The organism is Methylococcus sp. ANG, from assembly GCF_040730495.1.
GTDB lineage: Bacteria > Pseudomonadota > Gammaproteobacteria > Methylococcales > Methylococcaceae > Methylococcus.
The window spans coordinates 3146024-3159082 of sequence record NZ_CP160399.1 but is presented as its reverse complement, the minus strand read 5'-3'; the positions used below and the strand labels follow the sequence as shown (position 1 = coordinate 3159082).

Below are 13059 nucleotides of genomic sequence, written 5' to 3'. Positions count from 1 at the left end.
CCCCTTTGTACGACCTGCACGCCCATTCGACCGCCTCCGACGGCACACTCTCCCCTGCCGATCTGGTGCGCACCGCCGCCGCCAGCGGCATCCGCACCCTCGCGCTGACCGACCACGACTCCGTGGCGGGCCTGCCGGAAGCCGCCGGGGCAGCAGCGGATCAGGGGCTGCGCCTGATTCCCGGCGTCGAACTGTCGGTCACCTGGGAGTCCCGGACCATCCACATCGTGGGCCTAAACATCGCCCCGGATCATCCCGGCCTGGACGAAGGCATGCGCCGGCTCCAGGCCGTGCGCTTCGAACGCGCGAAAGAGATGGGCCATCGGCTGGAAAAGAAAGGCATTCCCGGCACACTGGAAATCGCGGCGGGGCTGGCCGGCGCCGGCATGGTCACCCGCACCCATTTCGCCCGCGCCCTGGTGCAACTGGGCCATGCCGCCAGCGTCCGGGACGTCTTCGACAAATTCCTGGCCCAGGGCAAGCCGGGCCATGTCCCCACCGTCTGGGCGGAAATGGCCGCCGCCGTCGGTTGGATCGTGGAGGCGGGCGGCGTGCCGGTGCTGGCGCATCCGCAACGCTACAAGATGACGGGAAGCTGGATCGGCCGCCTCGCCGGCGACTTCAAAGCCGCCGGCGGACAGGCGGTCGAGGTGATTTCCGGCAACGCCACCCTGTCCGATATCCAGACCAACGCCGGCATCGCCCGCCGCTACGGACTGCTGGCCTCGGTCGGCTCCGACTACCATGGCCCCGAGCAGGTCTGGCTGAAGCTCGGGAAGATTCCGCCGCTGCCGGCCGGCCTCACGCCGGTCTGGACCCGCTGGGAGAACGACCGATGACGTCCGTCCACCGTTGCGCCTGGGCGCTCCGCAGCCCGGAGGAAACGCTCTATCACGACACGGAGTGGGGCGTCCCCCTCCACGACGACGTCAAGCTGTTCGAATACCTGGTACTGGACGGGGCGCAGGCCGGATTGAGCTGGACCACCATCCTCAAGAAGCGGGAGGGCTATCGGGCCGCTTTCGATGGCTTCGATCCCGAACGGGTCGCCCGCTACGACGAGGCCAAGATCGCCGCCCTGCTGGCCGATCCGGGCATCGTGCGCAACCGGCTGAAAATCGAATCCGCCGTGCGCAATGCGAAGGCCTATCTGCGCATCCAGGAGGAATTCGGCAGCTTCGACGCCTACCTGTGGCGCTTCGTCGACGGCACGCCGGTGCGGAACGCCTGGCGGGAGTTGCGCGAAGTCCCGGCGAGCACCCCGCTATCGGATGCGCTCAGCCGGGACCTCAAGCAGCGCGGCTGCAACTTCGTGGGCTCCACCATCTGCTACGCCTACCTGCAGGCGGCGGGGCTGGTGAACGACCACCTGGTCGATTGCTTCCGCTGGGGCGAAGTGAGCGGAAGCTAGCCTCAGGGCAGCGTCCGCACACCGCTGGGCGAACCCAGCAGCACCACGTCCGCCGGCCGCAGGGCGAACACGCCGTTGCAGACCACGCCGGGAATATCGTTGATCCGGTGTTCCAGTTCGACCGGATCGGTGATGCTGAGGTTGTGCACGTCGAGGATCACGTTGCCGTTGTCGGTGACGCAGTTTTCCCGCCACACCGGCGTGCCCCCCAGTTCCACCAGACGGCGGGCGACCAGGCTGCGCGCCATCGGAATCACCTCGACCGGCAGCGGAAACTTGCCCAGCACGTCGACATACTTGGTCTCGTCGACGATGCAGACGAACTTGCGGCTGGCCTCCGCCACGATCTTCTCGCGGGTCAGGGCCGCGCCGCCGCCCTTGATCATCTGCTTGGCGGCATTGACTTCATCGGCGCCGTCCACGTAGACGTCCAGGGTGCCGGCGGCATTGAGGTCGAGCACCGGGATGCCGATCTTCTTCAGGCGCTCGGAGCTGGCCTGGGAGCTGGACACCGCGCCCTCGATCCCGCCTTTGAGATCGGCCAGCAAATCAATAAAATGGTTCACGGTCGAGCCGGTCCCCACCCCCAGGATGGTGACGTCCTTGACATAATCCAATGCCGCTTCGGCGACTTTCCGTTTGAGTTCGTCTTGAGTCATTGCCTTATCTGCCATCGTGTGTGATCAAACCGGTGGCGGATGATACTGGGAAAACCGCCCCGCTGCCATGATGGCCCCCTGCCCCGAACCATGCTGCAAAAATACATAGAGAAGATACTGCGCGCCCGTGTCTACGACGTGGCCCAGGAAACCCCGCTGGACTCGGCGCCCGGCCTGTCGCGGCGGCTGGACAACACGGTGCTGATCAAGCGCGAGGACCTGCAGCCAGTGTTCTCGTTCAAGCTACGCGGCGCCTACAACAAGATCGCCTCGCTCAGCCCCGAGGCGCGCGCGGCGGGCGTCATCGCCGCTTCCGCCGGCAACCACGCCCAGGGCGTGGCGCTGGCGGCGCAGCGGTTGGGCATCCGCGCCGTGATCGTGATGCCCTGCACCACCCCGCAGATCAAGGTCGACGCCGTGCGCAACCGCGGCGGCGAAACCATCCTCCACGGCGACGCCTACGACGAGGCCTACGAACACGCGCTGGAACTGGCCCGCGAACAAGGCCTGACCTTCGTCCACCCCTACGACGACCCGGAAGTCATCGCCGGGCAAGGCACCATCGGCATGGAGATCCTGCGCCAGCGCCAGGACGCCATCCACGCCATTTTCGTGCCGGTGGGCGGCGGCGGATTGATCGCCGGCATCGCCGCCTACGTCAAGTTCGTGCGCCCGGACATCCGCGTCATCGGCGTGGAACCGGAAGACGCCGACTGCCTGAACCGGGCGCTGAAAGCCAAGCGGCGGGTGATCCTGAAACAGGTCGGCCTATTCGCCGACGGCGTCGCGGTGAAACAGATCGGCAAGGAAACCTTCCATATCGCCCACCAGTGGGTGGACGAGGTCGTGACCGTCGACACCGACGAAATCTGCGCCGCCATCAAGGACATCTTCGACGACACCCGCTCCATCGCCGAGCCGGCGGGCGCGCTGGGCATCGCAGGGCTCAAGAAATACGTAGCCGAAACCGGCATCAAAAACGAATGCCTGGTGGCGATCGAAAGCGGGGCCAACATCAACTTCGACCGGCTGCGCCACGTCGCCGAGCGCGCCGAGATCGGCGAGAAACGTGAACTGCTGCTGGCGGTGACGATCCCCGAGCGGCCCGGCAGCTTCCTCGAATTCTGCCGGGTGCTGGGCCGCCGCAACATCACCGAATTCAACTACCGCTTCTTCGACGAAAAGGCCGCCCAGGTCTTCGTCGGCCTCCCCGTGGCGAGCGGCTCGGTCGACCGCGAAGGCCTAGTCCGCGAATTCGAGCGCCAAGGCTTCGGCGTGCTCGACCTGACCGGCAACGAACTCGCCATCGAACACATCCGCTACATGGTCGGCGGCCACGCGCCGAAACTGCTGGACGAACAGGTCTACAGCTTCGAATTCCCGGAACGCCCCGGCGCCCTGCTGCGCTTCCTGTCCATCATGGGCGGACGCTGGAACATCAGCCTGTTCCATTACCGCAACCACGGCGCCGCCTTCGGCCGGGTACTGATGGGCATCCAGGTGCCGAAACCCGAACGCAAGGCCTTCCGGGAATTCCTCGAAGCCATCGGCTACGCCTTCAAGGAGGAAACCCACAACCCGGCCTACCGGCTGTTCGCGGGGGGCAGCGAGCGGGGGTGATTATCCTTGCGTCAAAATATCGTCCGATTACGCTACGCTAATCGGACCTACACAGGCTGAGAGAGGTTTTCATCATGACGACGATTCAAATCGAGCTGCCGGACGCGACCGTCAAAGCGGCCCAGGCCGAGGGGCTTTTGACTTCGCAAACTCTGACGCGGCTACTGTCCGAAGAACTGTGCCGGCACCAAGCGGCGGCCCGGCTGTTGAAGATCGCCGATCGGTTGGCCGAGGCAGACGTCGCGCCGATGTCGATGGACGAGATCGACGCCGAGGTGAAGGCGGCACGCGCGGAGCGCCAGCGGCGTGCGGCTGGTCATTGATACCAATGTGATGATTTCTGGGCTGCTGTGGCACGGCGCTCCGCACAAGTTGATCGAACAAGCCCACAGCGGCACCGTCAGCGTGATAAGCAGTTCGGCTTTGCGTTAGCTCACGTAGGTCCGATTAGCGCAGCGTAATCGGACGAATGTCATTCGCCGCCACCCACCGTGACACCTACATCGCCACACCAGTCCGCTGGATAAATCCTTTTCACGCGGTCTTACAAAGTCTACCCAGCCAGGCGGAATCAGCGCTTGAGATCGCGATAGAAATTCTCGTGAGGGCCCACCGCTTCGAGGTAGACCAGACTCAGGCCGTCGTCGCGCGTGTAGCCAAGCAGGTAGAGCTGCCCTTGGCTGCGGAATTTATAGACCCACAACCGGGCCAAGTCGCCTTTCTTCTTCTCGCCGGCATTCGGATCATTGGCGATCACCTCGACGGCCGCGTCGGTATCGGCCGCTACGGAATCGGGCAATTTCTTGTAAACGCGGGCGAAACGGCGGGTCTGCAACACCTGCCATTTCATTGACGGTTGCGGGGAACGAAAGGTGTGGCTTGCTCATGCGGCTCTTTCAGCGCCATCAGGCTCTCCGCGATGAAAGAGGCGGGCAAATCCGGGTTGTCCAGCGCGGCGCGCCCGACCTTGGCCCAGAACTCGATCTGCCCCTGGACGGTACGGAACTCGGCCTTGGCTGCCGCGCGGGCTTCTTCGACCAGGCTTTCATCGATACGGACGGAGACACTCATATGCAATCCTCATGCAGTTTCCCACAATTGTAGGCAGGCCCGCCAAGCCGGGCAAGCCCGCGTAGGGTGCGCTGAAGCATGAAGCGCACCATTCACTAAGCCGCCCCCGTGTCAAGGCTTCGAGGCGGGAGCGGTTCGCTTTGACTCCCAGAGAATTGCTGCGCATTCTGAATATCCCATATAATGGTATCCGCACTAAAATCCTGATCATGCGGCCACGCAATCCCATGATGCGCCGCGCGAACCATACGAAAATATGATTCATTCAATAGCTCTTTGAATGCGCCGCCACTCAAATAAGGTTTAACGTCGAAAATACCTGAAATCCCGCTGCTCGTCTGAACCTCGATCCGATAGTCATCCAAGGGGATCGCTTTAACGATCTTGTCCATAGTTCCTCCTAGCGCAATGGCTCTATCTTAAATAATGACTCACCGGCAATCGCCAACTTCCAGTCCGCCAATAACTCATCTCTGTGTATTTCGATCCATGCCTGCACTAACTTCATCTTTGCTGGCGGCAAACTGCCGCCAAGAACAGCGCCATCCTCGATGGCAATCGTAGCCTCGTGGTCGCCATACTCCGCATGGATATGTGGTGCGCCATGCTTCTTGTTGTCGTAAAAATACATCAGGATGAGTATCCCGTAAAACATCGAAATTGTCGGCATCAGGAAACCTCCCCCTCCCTTACATACCCAATATCTTATTCGAAGACATCGGTGTCAGAGTTCACGTAGGACGAATGTCATTCGCCGCCACCCACCGTGACACCTACATCGCCACACCAGTCCGCCGGGTAAATCCTTTTCACGCGGTCTTGCAAAATCTACCCGGCCAGGCGAAATCAACGCTTGAGATCGCGATAGAAATTCTCGTGAGGGCCCACCGCTTCGAGGTAGACCAGACTCAGGCCGTCGTCGCGTGTGTAGCCAAGCAGGCAGAGCTGCCCTTGGCTTCGGAATTTATAGACCCACAACCGGGCCAGGTCGCCTTTCTTCTTCTCGCCGGCGTCCGGATCATTGGCGATCACCTCGACGGCCGCGTCGGTATCGGCCGCTACGGAATCGGGCAGTTTCTTGTAAACGCGGGCGAAACGGCGGGTCTGCAACACCTGCCATTTCATTGACGGCTGCGGGGAACGAAAGGCGTGGCTTGCTCATGCGGCTCTTTCAGCGCCATCAGGCTCTCCGCGATGAAAGAGGCGGGCAAATCCGGGTTGTCCAGCGCGGCGCGCCCGACCTTGGCCCAGAACTCGATCTGCCCCTGGACGGTACGGAACTCGGCCTTGGCTGCCGCGCGGGCTTCTTCGACCAGGCTTTCATCGATACGGACGGAGACACTCATTACGCAATCCTCATGCAATTGCCCACAATTGTAGGCAGGGCCGCCAAGCCGGGCAAGGCGAGTGGAGCCCGCCGCCTGCCCTGTAGAGATCACTCCAGGGACAGAATGAAGCTCCACTGATCCGGGCTGACCGGCATCACCGACAGCCGGTTGGCCTTACGCACCAGGGCCAGCCCTTCCAGTTCCGGCCGGTCCCTCAATTCGCTCAGGGCGATGGTGCGGCGGAGCTTGCGCACGAAACGGACGTCCACCATGAACCAGCGCGGAGCCTCCGGTTTGCTGGCCGGATCGTAGTGCTTGTTGTCGGGGTCGAAGGCCGTGAAATCCGGATAGGCTTCCCGCGCGATTTCGGCGATGCCGACCACGCCCGGCACGTCGCAGTTCGAGTGGTAGAACAGCACGCCGTCCCCTTGTTTCATTTCGTCCCGCATCATGTTGCGGGCCTGGTAGTTGCGGACCCCGTCCCAGGGTTCGGTCTGGCCCGGACGTGCCGCCAGATCGTCGATCCCGAACTCGCCGGGCTCGGTTTTCATCAACCAGTAACGCATATCAACTCCTTATCCCGCCCTGTAATATTTACGAGGGATTGTTCAGTCAGTCCGGGGAAGTCTGCCGTCGTCCCACCGGTAAAGCCGACTACCCATCCCAGCTCTGCACCCCGGGCAAGAACCAGCGGTGAAAAACCGGCCGAACGTACCGCGGTCACGTTTACCGGAGTCGAGTAGAGCATGGCAGCTGCTTCACGGCAGGTCGATTGTACCGTTACCGCTATCCTGCGCTCCCTGCGGCGCCACCATCCATGCATGCCTCAAGGGCAGCTCGGCTTTCAGATCTTCGTCAGCCGTTCGTACTGCTCGAACAACTGCTCCAGCAATTCCTTCCGCGTCCGCTGCCGCAGGAAGTCGCGTCGTCGCTATGCGCGAAAGCTGAAGGCGGCGTAAGGATGTAAACCGAGCCACCGGCCATGCCGTCTGCGATCATCGGTCGCCGCCGGACGGCAACGAACGTATGATCGTAGCCAGGGGATTCAATTGCGTTCAAGTAATGAGGTAGAAATGAACACCGTGACCATAGAGTTGCCCATCGACGGCCTGCCCTCGCCCGCCGAGCTGCCAAACAACTTTTCCGACGAGGCCCGCTATCTGCTGGCGTTGAAGCTCTTCGAGCAGGGACGGATTTCGTCCGGCAAGGCCGGACGGCTTGCCGGCATGGGGCGCGTCGAATTCCTTCTGGCCGCCGGCCGTGACGGCGTGCCGGTCGTCGAGCTGACCGAGGAAGAGATGGCCGAGGAGTTCGCCTCGTGATGCTCGACCGCGCGGTCGTCAATTCTGGGCCCTTGGTCGCGCTATCGCTGGTGGGACGGCTCGATCTGCTTGCCGCGTTGTTCAAGGAAATCTGGATACCCGAAGCAGTATATCGCGAGGTGGCCATTGCCGGCCTTGGGCGCCCCGGCGCGGTGGCTCTGACCGACGCGACCTGGACCGACCGTGTGTACCCTGCTCCCGAACCCGACCCGCTACTGGTCGCCGAACTCGATCTTGGTGAAGCCGCGGTCATCAGCTTGGCGCGTGCGTGCGCTCCATGCATGGCGATCATCGACGAAAAACGCGGACGGCGCATCGCCCGTCAGGTCTATGGCTTGCCAGTGAAAGGCACCGCCGGCTTGCTGGTTGAAGCCAAGCGGCGCGGTCAACTGAACGATCTGCGTGCGACCCTGCTGGATTTGAAGCATGCCAGCTACTACCTCTCGGATGCCGTCATCGAGGGGGCTTGCAAAGCAGCCGAGTCGGACTGCGATAGCCCCACAAATTAGACTCTGTCGGTTCCGGGCGACCCCTCGTTTGCCGCTCTCGATCACCGGGCTCAGGGAGCGTAGGGCGAGGCGACTATCTCTCATGGCCCGCAAGGGCGTAAAGTCTGATCCCGTAAACGGCGCATTGAAAGAACATGACTGGCCGACGGGAGTAGCGCGGTGGACATCGTTAGCAACGATCTTGTCGTCGCCAAGGGATTGGAAATTTTCCGGCTGATGAGCTCCGAGCCGCCGGCGGTATTCGACCGGAGATTCTGGGAAGGGAAGCTCATGCAGGCGGCAATGGAACATCCGGAACTCAAACTCCCGCTGTTCCATTTCATCGACGTGCTGCCCAGCCTCGCGACGAGCGGGCAGGTGGTGGGGCATCTCAAGGAATATTTCCTGGCCGGGGACACAAGGCTCACGGGGTTCCCGAAGTTCCTGCTTTCCAGTGCCGGCGCCGTCCTCCCTGCGGGACTGGCCGCCGGCCTCCTGCGGTGGAACGTCCGCCGTCTGGCCGCCGGTTTCATCATCGGCGAAACCCCGGAGGCGGCGCTGGGGAAGCTGAAAGCCCTATGGCGCCGGGGCGGCGGCTTCACCGTCGACCTGCTCGGTGAAGCCGCGATTTCCGAAAACGAGGCCGACAGGTACCGGGACCGGTACCTCAGGACGATCGACGTCCTGGCGGAGGAACTGCCGGGCTGGCCGGCCCACGACGCCGCGCGGGAACGGTTTTTCCCGCGCCTCAATCTGTCGATCAAGCTCAGTTCGCTCTATTCCCGCATCGGTCCGTCGAATTACGAGGACAGCCTGCTGCAGGTCAAGACGAGGCTGCGCCCGATCTGCCGCAAGCTGATGCGGGCCGGCGGCCAGGTGTTCATCGACATGGAAACCGTGAGCCTCAAGGAACTCACTTTCGAGGCGTTCACCAGCCTGCTGGAGGAACCGGAGTTCCAGGAATGGGAGCACGCGGGAATCGCGCTTCAGGCTTATTTGAAGAGCGCGGAGGACGATGTCCGGCGGCTCATCCAGTGGGCAAGACAGCGGGGACGCCGCATACATGTCCGCCTGGTCAAAGGGGCCTACTGGGAATACGAGAGAGCCATCGCCGCCCAGAAAGGCTGGCCGCTGCCGGTGTTCGAGAGGAAATCGGAGACCGACGCCTGCTATGAACGGTGCGTAGAGCTCCTGCTGACCCATCACGCGGACGTCACCCTGGCGGCGGCCACCCATAACGTGCGCTCGATCGCCTGGACCCTGGCGGCGGCCGAAACGTTGGGCGTGCCGCGGGAGCGCTTCGAGTTCCAGGCGCTCTACGGCATGGCCGGTCCGGTCCGACAGGCACTCCAGGTTCTGGGCTTTCCCGTCCGCGAATACGTGCCGATCGGCGAACTGTTGCCGGGCATGGCCTACCTGGTGCGCCGTCTGCTGGAAAACACTTCGAACGAAAGCTTCCTGCGCAAGACGTTCGCCGCCGGTTTGGCACCGGAGGTTCTGCTGGCGGATCCTCGGGCCGAGGCCGGCGCGCTCGAGGCCCCGCCCCCGGAAACCAACGCCTTCGCCAACGAACCGCCGTTGGACTTTTCCAAGCGGGAAAATCGGGAGACGTTCGCGGTAGCGATCCGGGCGGTGCGAGACCAAATGGGCCGGCATGTCTCCATCGTGTACGGCGGCAAGGAATACCAGACAGCCGAGCGCTTGATCTCGCTGAATCCGGCGGCTCCGAGCGAGGTGGTCTGCACGGCTTCCGCCATCGACCGCAACATGGCCGACCGGGCGCTAGCGGCGGCGCGGACGGCCCAGGCGGACTGGGGAAAACGCCCTCCCGCGGAGCGCGCCGAACTCCTTTTCCGGGCGGCGGCCATCGCCAGGCGAAGACGTTTCGAGCTGGCGGCCTGGGAACTGCTGGAGGTCGGCAAGAACCGGGTGGAGGCCGATGCGGACGTCTGCGAGGCGATCGATTTTCTCGAGTATTACGGCCGCGAAATGCTGCGCCTGGGCGCACCGCAGAAGCTGGGCAGGGTTCCCGGCGAGGAGAACCGCTACTGGTACGAGCCCCGCGGCGTCGGGTTGGTCGTCGCTCCGTGGAATTTCCCCATCGCCATTTCCGTGGGAATGGTCTCCGCCGCCCTCGTCACCGGCAACGCCGTGCTCTACAAGCCGTCCAGCCTGTCGCCGATGTCGGGGCGGCTGGTGTACGAGATGTTCGCCGCGGCGGGAATACCCGAAGGTGTCCTCAACTTCGTTCCCGGCTCGGGTTCCGCCGTGGGCGATTACCTGGTGGAACACCCTTCGACCGATTTCATTCTCTTTACCGGCTCGCTCCAGGTGGGCCTGGGGATTCTGGAAAAAGCCGGCAGGACCGGCCCCAGCCAGGCAGGGCCGAAAAAGGTGGTGATCGAGACCGGCGGCAAGAACGCCATCATCGTCGATGCGGACGCAGACCTCGACCAGGCGGTGCCCGGCGTCATCCAGTCCGCCTTCGGTTTCCAGGGGCAGAAATGCTCGGCCTGCTCGCGGGTAATCGTGTTGCGGGAGACCTACGACCGCTTCTGCGAACGCTTGGCCGAAGCGGTGAGGGACCTGCCCGCCGGCAGTCCCGAGGACCCGAAGAACTTCGTCGGCCCCGTGGTGGATGCTGGGGCACAGGAAAGAATCCTCGAATACCTCGAACTCGGGAAGCGGGAAGGCCGCGTGCTGGCCCAGGCGCCCGTCCCCGCCGATGGATACTACGTGCCTCCCACCGTCTTCGCCGACCTGCCGGCGGATTCCAGAATCCTTCGCGAGGAAATCTTCGGGCCCGTGCTCGCCGTGATCCGGGCCGGGAACATCGGCGAAGCCATCGCGACAGCCAATGCCTCGGCCTATGCCCTGACCGGAGGCCTGTACTCGCGCAGCCCCGGCAACATCGGGAAAACGGCCCGGGCTTTCCAGGCCGGCAACCTCTACGTCAACCGCCCTATCACCGGAGCCCTGGTCGGCCGGCAGCCCTTCGGCGGGTTCAAGATGTCGGGGGTGGGCTCGAAGGCCGGCGGCCCCGATTATCTGCAACAGTTCATGGTGCCGAGAACGCTGACCGAAAACACCTTGCGCCGCGGCTTCACGCCGGAGGATGTCGCCTAGCCCCGGCGAGGTAGCGGGACATCAGAACGCGATGCTCCGGTCGCGTTCCAGCACGGTCGCGATGTAGTCGGGCATGCCCTTGATCGTCGCCCCGCCGATCAAATCGGCTTCGCCTATCTGGCGTGCCACCGCGCAGGCGCCGCAGACCCAGATCGGGATTCCCGCCGCTTGAACGGCGGCCAACAAGTCCTTGAGAGGCATCAGGTTGACGCCGACGACGTGATCGGCGGTTCCTCTGCGGGCCAGCGTGACGGCCTCGTTCCACAGCCAAAGGACCACGTCGTGGCCTTGTTCATGGGCCGCCTTGGCGGCGATGAACGGAAGGGTCGCCATCGTCGGATCGTCGGTTCCCCGGCTGCCGGAAATGATCAAAGTCTTCATAGCTCCTCCTGCACCTTAAGATAACGTGAGTTCAAATTCTGCCGAACGCATCGGGCACGCCCGCTGCCTTCAGTCCTTGCCCTCGCCAAAGACATCCTGAGCCCAACTCAGCGCGGCGCTGACGGTCGGAAATCCGAGCGTACTGGTCAGCAAGATGATGGCATGGTTGATTTCCTCGCGCGAGGCGCCCGCTACCAACGCTCTCCTCACGTGACTGTGAACCGAGCCCTCCGAATGTATCGCGACGGCCGCCGCAAGTTGGACGAGATGTGCCGTCTTGTCGTCGATGGGACCTTGCTCCTTCAAGGCCGCTCCCAGCCGCTCCACGGCCGCAATGAAACCCGGGTATTCCTTTTGCAGCAGCACATAATTTTTCGGAAGCCTGTCTTTGTTCATAATGGTCTCCCAGTATTGGCTTGCGGACTTTGTTCGGGACGCTTCGGCGCTCGATCCTTCCCCGGCCGGCACGCCGGTGCCAATACTACGCTCCACTGAAGGAGCCCCCAACCCCGCGGCTGCGAGGACACGACACCATGGGCAAACGCACCGCACTCCACGAAGAACACCTGGCGCTGGGAGCCCGGATGACGGAGTTCTCGGGCTGGGAATTGCCGCTCCATTACGGCTCGCAGATCGCCGAACACCACGCCGTGCGCCGGGCCGCCGGCATGTTCGACGTCTCCCATCTGGGTGTGGTCGACGTCGATGGACTTCAGGCCGCCCCGTTCCTGCGCCGAATCCTCGCCAACGACGTCGCCAGGCTCGCCGAGCCGGGACGGATGCTCTACGCCTGCATGCTCAACCAGGACGGCGGCATCATCGACGACCTCGTCGCGGGCTTCGTCGACGATCGGCGCTTCCGCCTCATCCTCAATGCCGGAAGACGGGAAAAAGACCTGAGCTGGCTCCGTCGCCAGGCCACCGCCTTTTCGGCGAACGTCACTCCCCGTGACGATTTGGCCACGATAGCCCTCCAAGGCCCGGACTCCCCCCGCATCGCCGACGCCGTGATCGCCACCGGAAGCTCCGGACTGAAACCCTTCACCGCCACGCAGCGAGGCGACCGCTTCGTCGCCCGTACCGGTTATACCGGCGAGGACGGCTTCGAAATCATCCTGCCCCACGCCGAAGCACGCTCGCTGTGGCGCCAGCTCCTGACGGCCGGCGTCCAGCCCTGCGGACTCGGCGCCCGCGACACCCTCCGGCTGGAAGCCGGCATGCGCCTCTACGGGCAGGACATGGACGAGACCGTCACGCCCCTCGCCTGCGGCCTCGGCTGGACGGTCGCCTGGGAACCCGCCGAGCGCGATTTCATCGGCCGCGCCGCCCTGGAACGGGAGCGGATCGGGGGTTCGCCTTCGAAATTCGTCGGCTTGATCCTGGAGGAAGCGGGAATCCTTCGCAGCGGGCAGAAAGTGATTTTCGAGAATGTCGGCGAGGGCGTCGTGACCAGCGGCGGCTTCTCCCCCACCCTGCGGCGCTCGATCGGCCTGGCCCGGGTACCCGCGGCGACCGGGCGCGAGTGCCGGGTGGAAATCCGCGGCAGCCTCAAGCGCGCAAAGGTGGTGAAACCGCGCTTCGTCCACCGCGGCAAATCGCTGATCGATATCTGATAGCATCGCCGCGAGGGGTGCCGGTCGAAAGAGCCCCAAA

At 63.6% G+C, this 13059-nt stretch carries 18 protein-coding genes; 8 read left to right on the top strand and 10 right to left on the bottom strand.

Annotated elements, in window-relative coordinates; all coding sequences use genetic code 11:
- Positions 1-5 precede the first annotated feature (5 nt).
- Both ABZN20_RS15375 and ABZN20_RS15370 read left to right on the top strand, forming a co-directional pair.
- On the top strand, positions 6-839 hold the full coding sequence (locus tag ABZN20_RS15375; protein WP_367025823.1) for a PHP domain-containing protein: 834 nt from the start codon (positions 6-8) through the stop codon (positions 837-839).
- Positions 836-1411, top strand: a complete 576-nt coding sequence (locus ABZN20_RS15370; protein ID WP_367025822.1) for a DNA-3-methyladenine glycosylase I — start codon at positions 836-838, stop codon at positions 1409-1411. Before ABZN20_RS15375 ends, ABZN20_RS15370 begins: the two co-directional genes overlap by 4 nt.
- A gap of 2 nt (positions 1412-1413) precedes the next feature.
- On the opposite strand, the gene rpiA is transcribed toward ABZN20_RS15370, so the two are convergent.
- Positions 1414-2070, bottom strand: a complete 657-nt coding sequence (gene rpiA, locus ABZN20_RS15365; protein ID WP_367025821.1) for a ribose-5-phosphate isomerase RpiA — start codon at positions 2068-2070, stop codon at positions 1414-1416.
- A 90-nt stretch (positions 2071-2160) separates the two neighbouring features.
- Between rpiA and ilvA the strand changes: the two genes are divergently transcribed.
- Together ilvA and ABZN20_RS15355 are read left to right on the top strand one after the other, a co-directional pair.
- A complete protein-coding gene (gene ilvA, locus ABZN20_RS15360) occupies positions 2161-3690 on the top strand; it encodes a threonine ammonia-lyase, biosynthetic (protein ID WP_367025820.1) in 1530 nt (509 codons plus the stop codon).
- A 74-nt stretch (positions 3691-3764) separates the two neighbouring features.
- Positions 3765-4013 (top strand): hypothetical protein, encoded by a 249-nt coding sequence (locus tag ABZN20_RS15355; protein ID WP_367025819.1) that lies wholly within the window; start codon positions 3765-3767, stop codon positions 4011-4013.
- Between the two features lie 248 nt (positions 4014-4261).
- Here ABZN20_RS15355 and ABZN20_RS15350 read toward each other — a convergent pair whose 3' ends face one another.
- From ABZN20_RS15350 to ABZN20_RS15320, 7 genes are all read right to left on the bottom strand, one after another.
- Positions 4262-4528: a type II toxin-antitoxin system RelE/ParE family toxin gene (locus ABZN20_RS15350; protein WP_367025818.1), complete on the bottom strand. Its 267-nt coding sequence runs from the start codon at positions 4526-4528 to the stop codon at positions 4262-4264.
- Between the two features lie 8 nt (positions 4529-4536).
- Complete coding sequence (locus tag ABZN20_RS15345) at positions 4537-4761, bottom strand: TA system antitoxin ParD family protein (protein ID WP_367025817.1); 225 nt, start codon at positions 4759-4761, stop codon at positions 4537-4539.
- Positions 4762-4856: 95 nt separating this feature from the next.
- Positions 4857-5153, bottom strand: a complete 297-nt coding sequence (locus tag ABZN20_RS15340) for a DUF2442 domain-containing protein (RefSeq protein ID WP_367025816.1) — start codon at positions 5151-5153, stop codon at positions 4857-4859.
- Between the two features lie 8 nt (positions 5154-5161).
- The gene (dhiT, locus tag ABZN20_RS15335; protein ID WP_367025815.1) at positions 5162-5431 is read right to left on the bottom strand and encodes a type II toxin-antitoxin system toxin DhiT; all 270 of its coding nucleotides are present in this window, start codon (positions 5429-5431) and stop codon (positions 5162-5164) included.
- Positions 5432-5607: 176 nt separating this feature from the next.
- Complete coding sequence (locus ABZN20_RS15330; RefSeq protein ID WP_367025814.1) at positions 5608-5874, bottom strand: type II toxin-antitoxin system RelE/ParE family toxin; 267 nt, start codon at positions 5872-5874, stop codon at positions 5608-5610.
- A gap of 8 nt (positions 5875-5882) precedes the next feature.
- Positions 5883-6107 carry a TA system antitoxin ParD family protein gene (locus ABZN20_RS15325; RefSeq protein ID WP_367025813.1) on the bottom strand — a complete coding sequence of 75 codons (225 nt, stop codon included), beginning with the start codon at positions 6105-6107 and terminating at the stop codon, positions 5883-5885.
- Positions 6108-6196: 89 nt separating this feature from the next.
- The gene (locus ABZN20_RS15320) at positions 6197-6655 is read right to left on the bottom strand and encodes an EVE domain-containing protein (RefSeq protein WP_367025812.1); all 459 of its coding nucleotides are present in this window, start codon (positions 6653-6655) and stop codon (positions 6197-6199) included.
- A 507-nt stretch (positions 6656-7162) separates the two neighbouring features.
- On the opposite strand from ABZN20_RS15320, the gene ABZN20_RS15315 reads away from it, so the two are divergent.
- The 3 genes from ABZN20_RS15315 to ABZN20_RS15305 all read left to right on the top strand — a co-directional run bounded on the left by ABZN20_RS15315 (position 7163) and on the right by ABZN20_RS15305 (position 11025).
- Positions 7163-7411 (top strand): UPF0175 family protein, encoded by a 249-nt coding sequence (locus ABZN20_RS15315; RefSeq protein ID WP_218807911.1) that lies wholly within the window; start codon positions 7163-7165, stop codon positions 7409-7411.
- Positions 7411-7920 (top strand): DUF3368 domain-containing protein, encoded by a 510-nt coding sequence (locus ABZN20_RS15310; RefSeq protein ID WP_367027574.1) that lies wholly within the window; start codon positions 7411-7413, stop codon positions 7918-7920. The genes ABZN20_RS15315 and ABZN20_RS15310 overlap by 1 nt, the downstream gene beginning before the upstream one ends.
- A 159-nt stretch (positions 7921-8079) precedes the next feature.
- Positions 8080-11025, top strand: coding sequence for a proline dehydrogenase family protein (locus tag ABZN20_RS15305; RefSeq protein ID WP_367025811.1), 2946 nt, complete (start codon positions 8080-8082; stop codon positions 11023-11025).
- Positions 11026-11046: 21 nt separating this feature from the next.
- Here the strand turns inward: ABZN20_RS15305 and ABZN20_RS15300 are convergent, their stop codons facing one another.
- The gene (locus ABZN20_RS15300; protein WP_367025810.1) at positions 11047-11406 is read right to left on the bottom strand and encodes a DsrE family protein; all 360 of its coding nucleotides are present in this window, start codon (positions 11404-11406) and stop codon (positions 11047-11049) included.
- A 69-nt stretch (positions 11407-11475) separates the two neighbouring features.
- A complete protein-coding gene (locus ABZN20_RS15295; RefSeq protein ID WP_367025809.1) occupies positions 11476-11802 on the bottom strand; it encodes a carboxymuconolactone decarboxylase family protein in 327 nt (108 codons plus the stop codon).
- Positions 11803-11939: 137 nt separating this feature from the next.
- On the opposite strand from ABZN20_RS15295, the gene gcvT reads away from it, so the two are divergent.
- The gene (gene gcvT / locus ABZN20_RS15290; protein WP_367025808.1) at positions 11940-13019 is read left to right on the top strand and encodes a glycine cleavage system aminomethyltransferase GcvT; all 1080 of its coding nucleotides are present in this window, start codon (positions 11940-11942) and stop codon (positions 13017-13019) included.
- Positions 13020-13059: the final 40 nt, after the last annotated feature.

Bases quoted from the DNA above. Each gene is read 5' to 3' on its own strand.
- ABZN20_RS15370 (WP_367025822.1), top strand. From the start codon at position 836: ATGACGTCCGTCCACCGTTGCGCCTGGGCGCTCCGCAGCCCGGAGGAA.
- rpiA (WP_367025821.1), bottom strand. From the start codon at position 2,070: ATGACTCAAGACGAACTCAAACGGAAAGTCGCCGAAGCGGCATTGGAT.
- ilvA (WP_367025820.1), top strand. From the start codon at position 2,161: ATGCTGCAAAAATACATAGAGAAGATACTGCGCGCCCGTGTCTACGAC.
- ABZN20_RS15355 (WP_367025819.1), top strand. From the start codon at position 3,765: ATGACGACGATTCAAATCGAGCTGCCGGACGCGACCGTCAAAGCGGCC.
- ABZN20_RS15345 (WP_367025817.1), bottom strand. From the start codon at position 4,761: ATGAGTGTCTCCGTCCGTATCGATGAAAGCCTGGTCGAAGAAGCCCGC.
- ABZN20_RS15340 (WP_367025816.1), bottom strand. From the start codon at position 5,153: ATGGACAAGATCGTTAAAGCGATCCCCTTGGATGACTATCGGATCGAG.
- dhiT (WP_367025815.1), bottom strand. From the start codon at position 5,431: ATGCCGACAATTTCGATGTTTTACGGGATACTCATCCTGATGTATTTT.
- ABZN20_RS15325 (WP_367025813.1), bottom strand. From the start codon at position 6,107: ATGAGTGTCTCCGTCCGTATCGATGAAAGCCTGGTCGAAGAAGCCCGC.
- ABZN20_RS15320 (WP_367025812.1), bottom strand. From the start codon at position 6,655: ATGCGTTACTGGTTGATGAAAACCGAGCCCGGCGAGTTCGGGATCGAC.
- ABZN20_RS15315 (WP_218807911.1), top strand. From the start codon at position 7,163: ATGAACACCGTGACCATAGAGTTGCCCATCGACGGCCTGCCCTCGCCC.
- ABZN20_RS15310 (WP_367027574.1), top strand. From the start codon at position 7,411: ATGCTCGACCGCGCGGTCGTCAATTCTGGGCCCTTGGTCGCGCTATCG.
- ABZN20_RS15300 (WP_367025810.1), bottom strand. From the start codon at position 11,406: ATGAAGACTTTGATCATTTCCGGCAGCCGGGGAACCGACGATCCGACG.
- ABZN20_RS15295 (WP_367025809.1), bottom strand. From the start codon at position 11,802: ATGAACAAAGACAGGCTTCCGAAAAATTATGTGCTGCTGCAAAAGGAA.
- gcvT (WP_367025808.1), top strand. From the start codon at position 11,940: ATGGGCAAACGCACCGCACTCCACGAAGAACACCTGGCGCTGGGAGCC.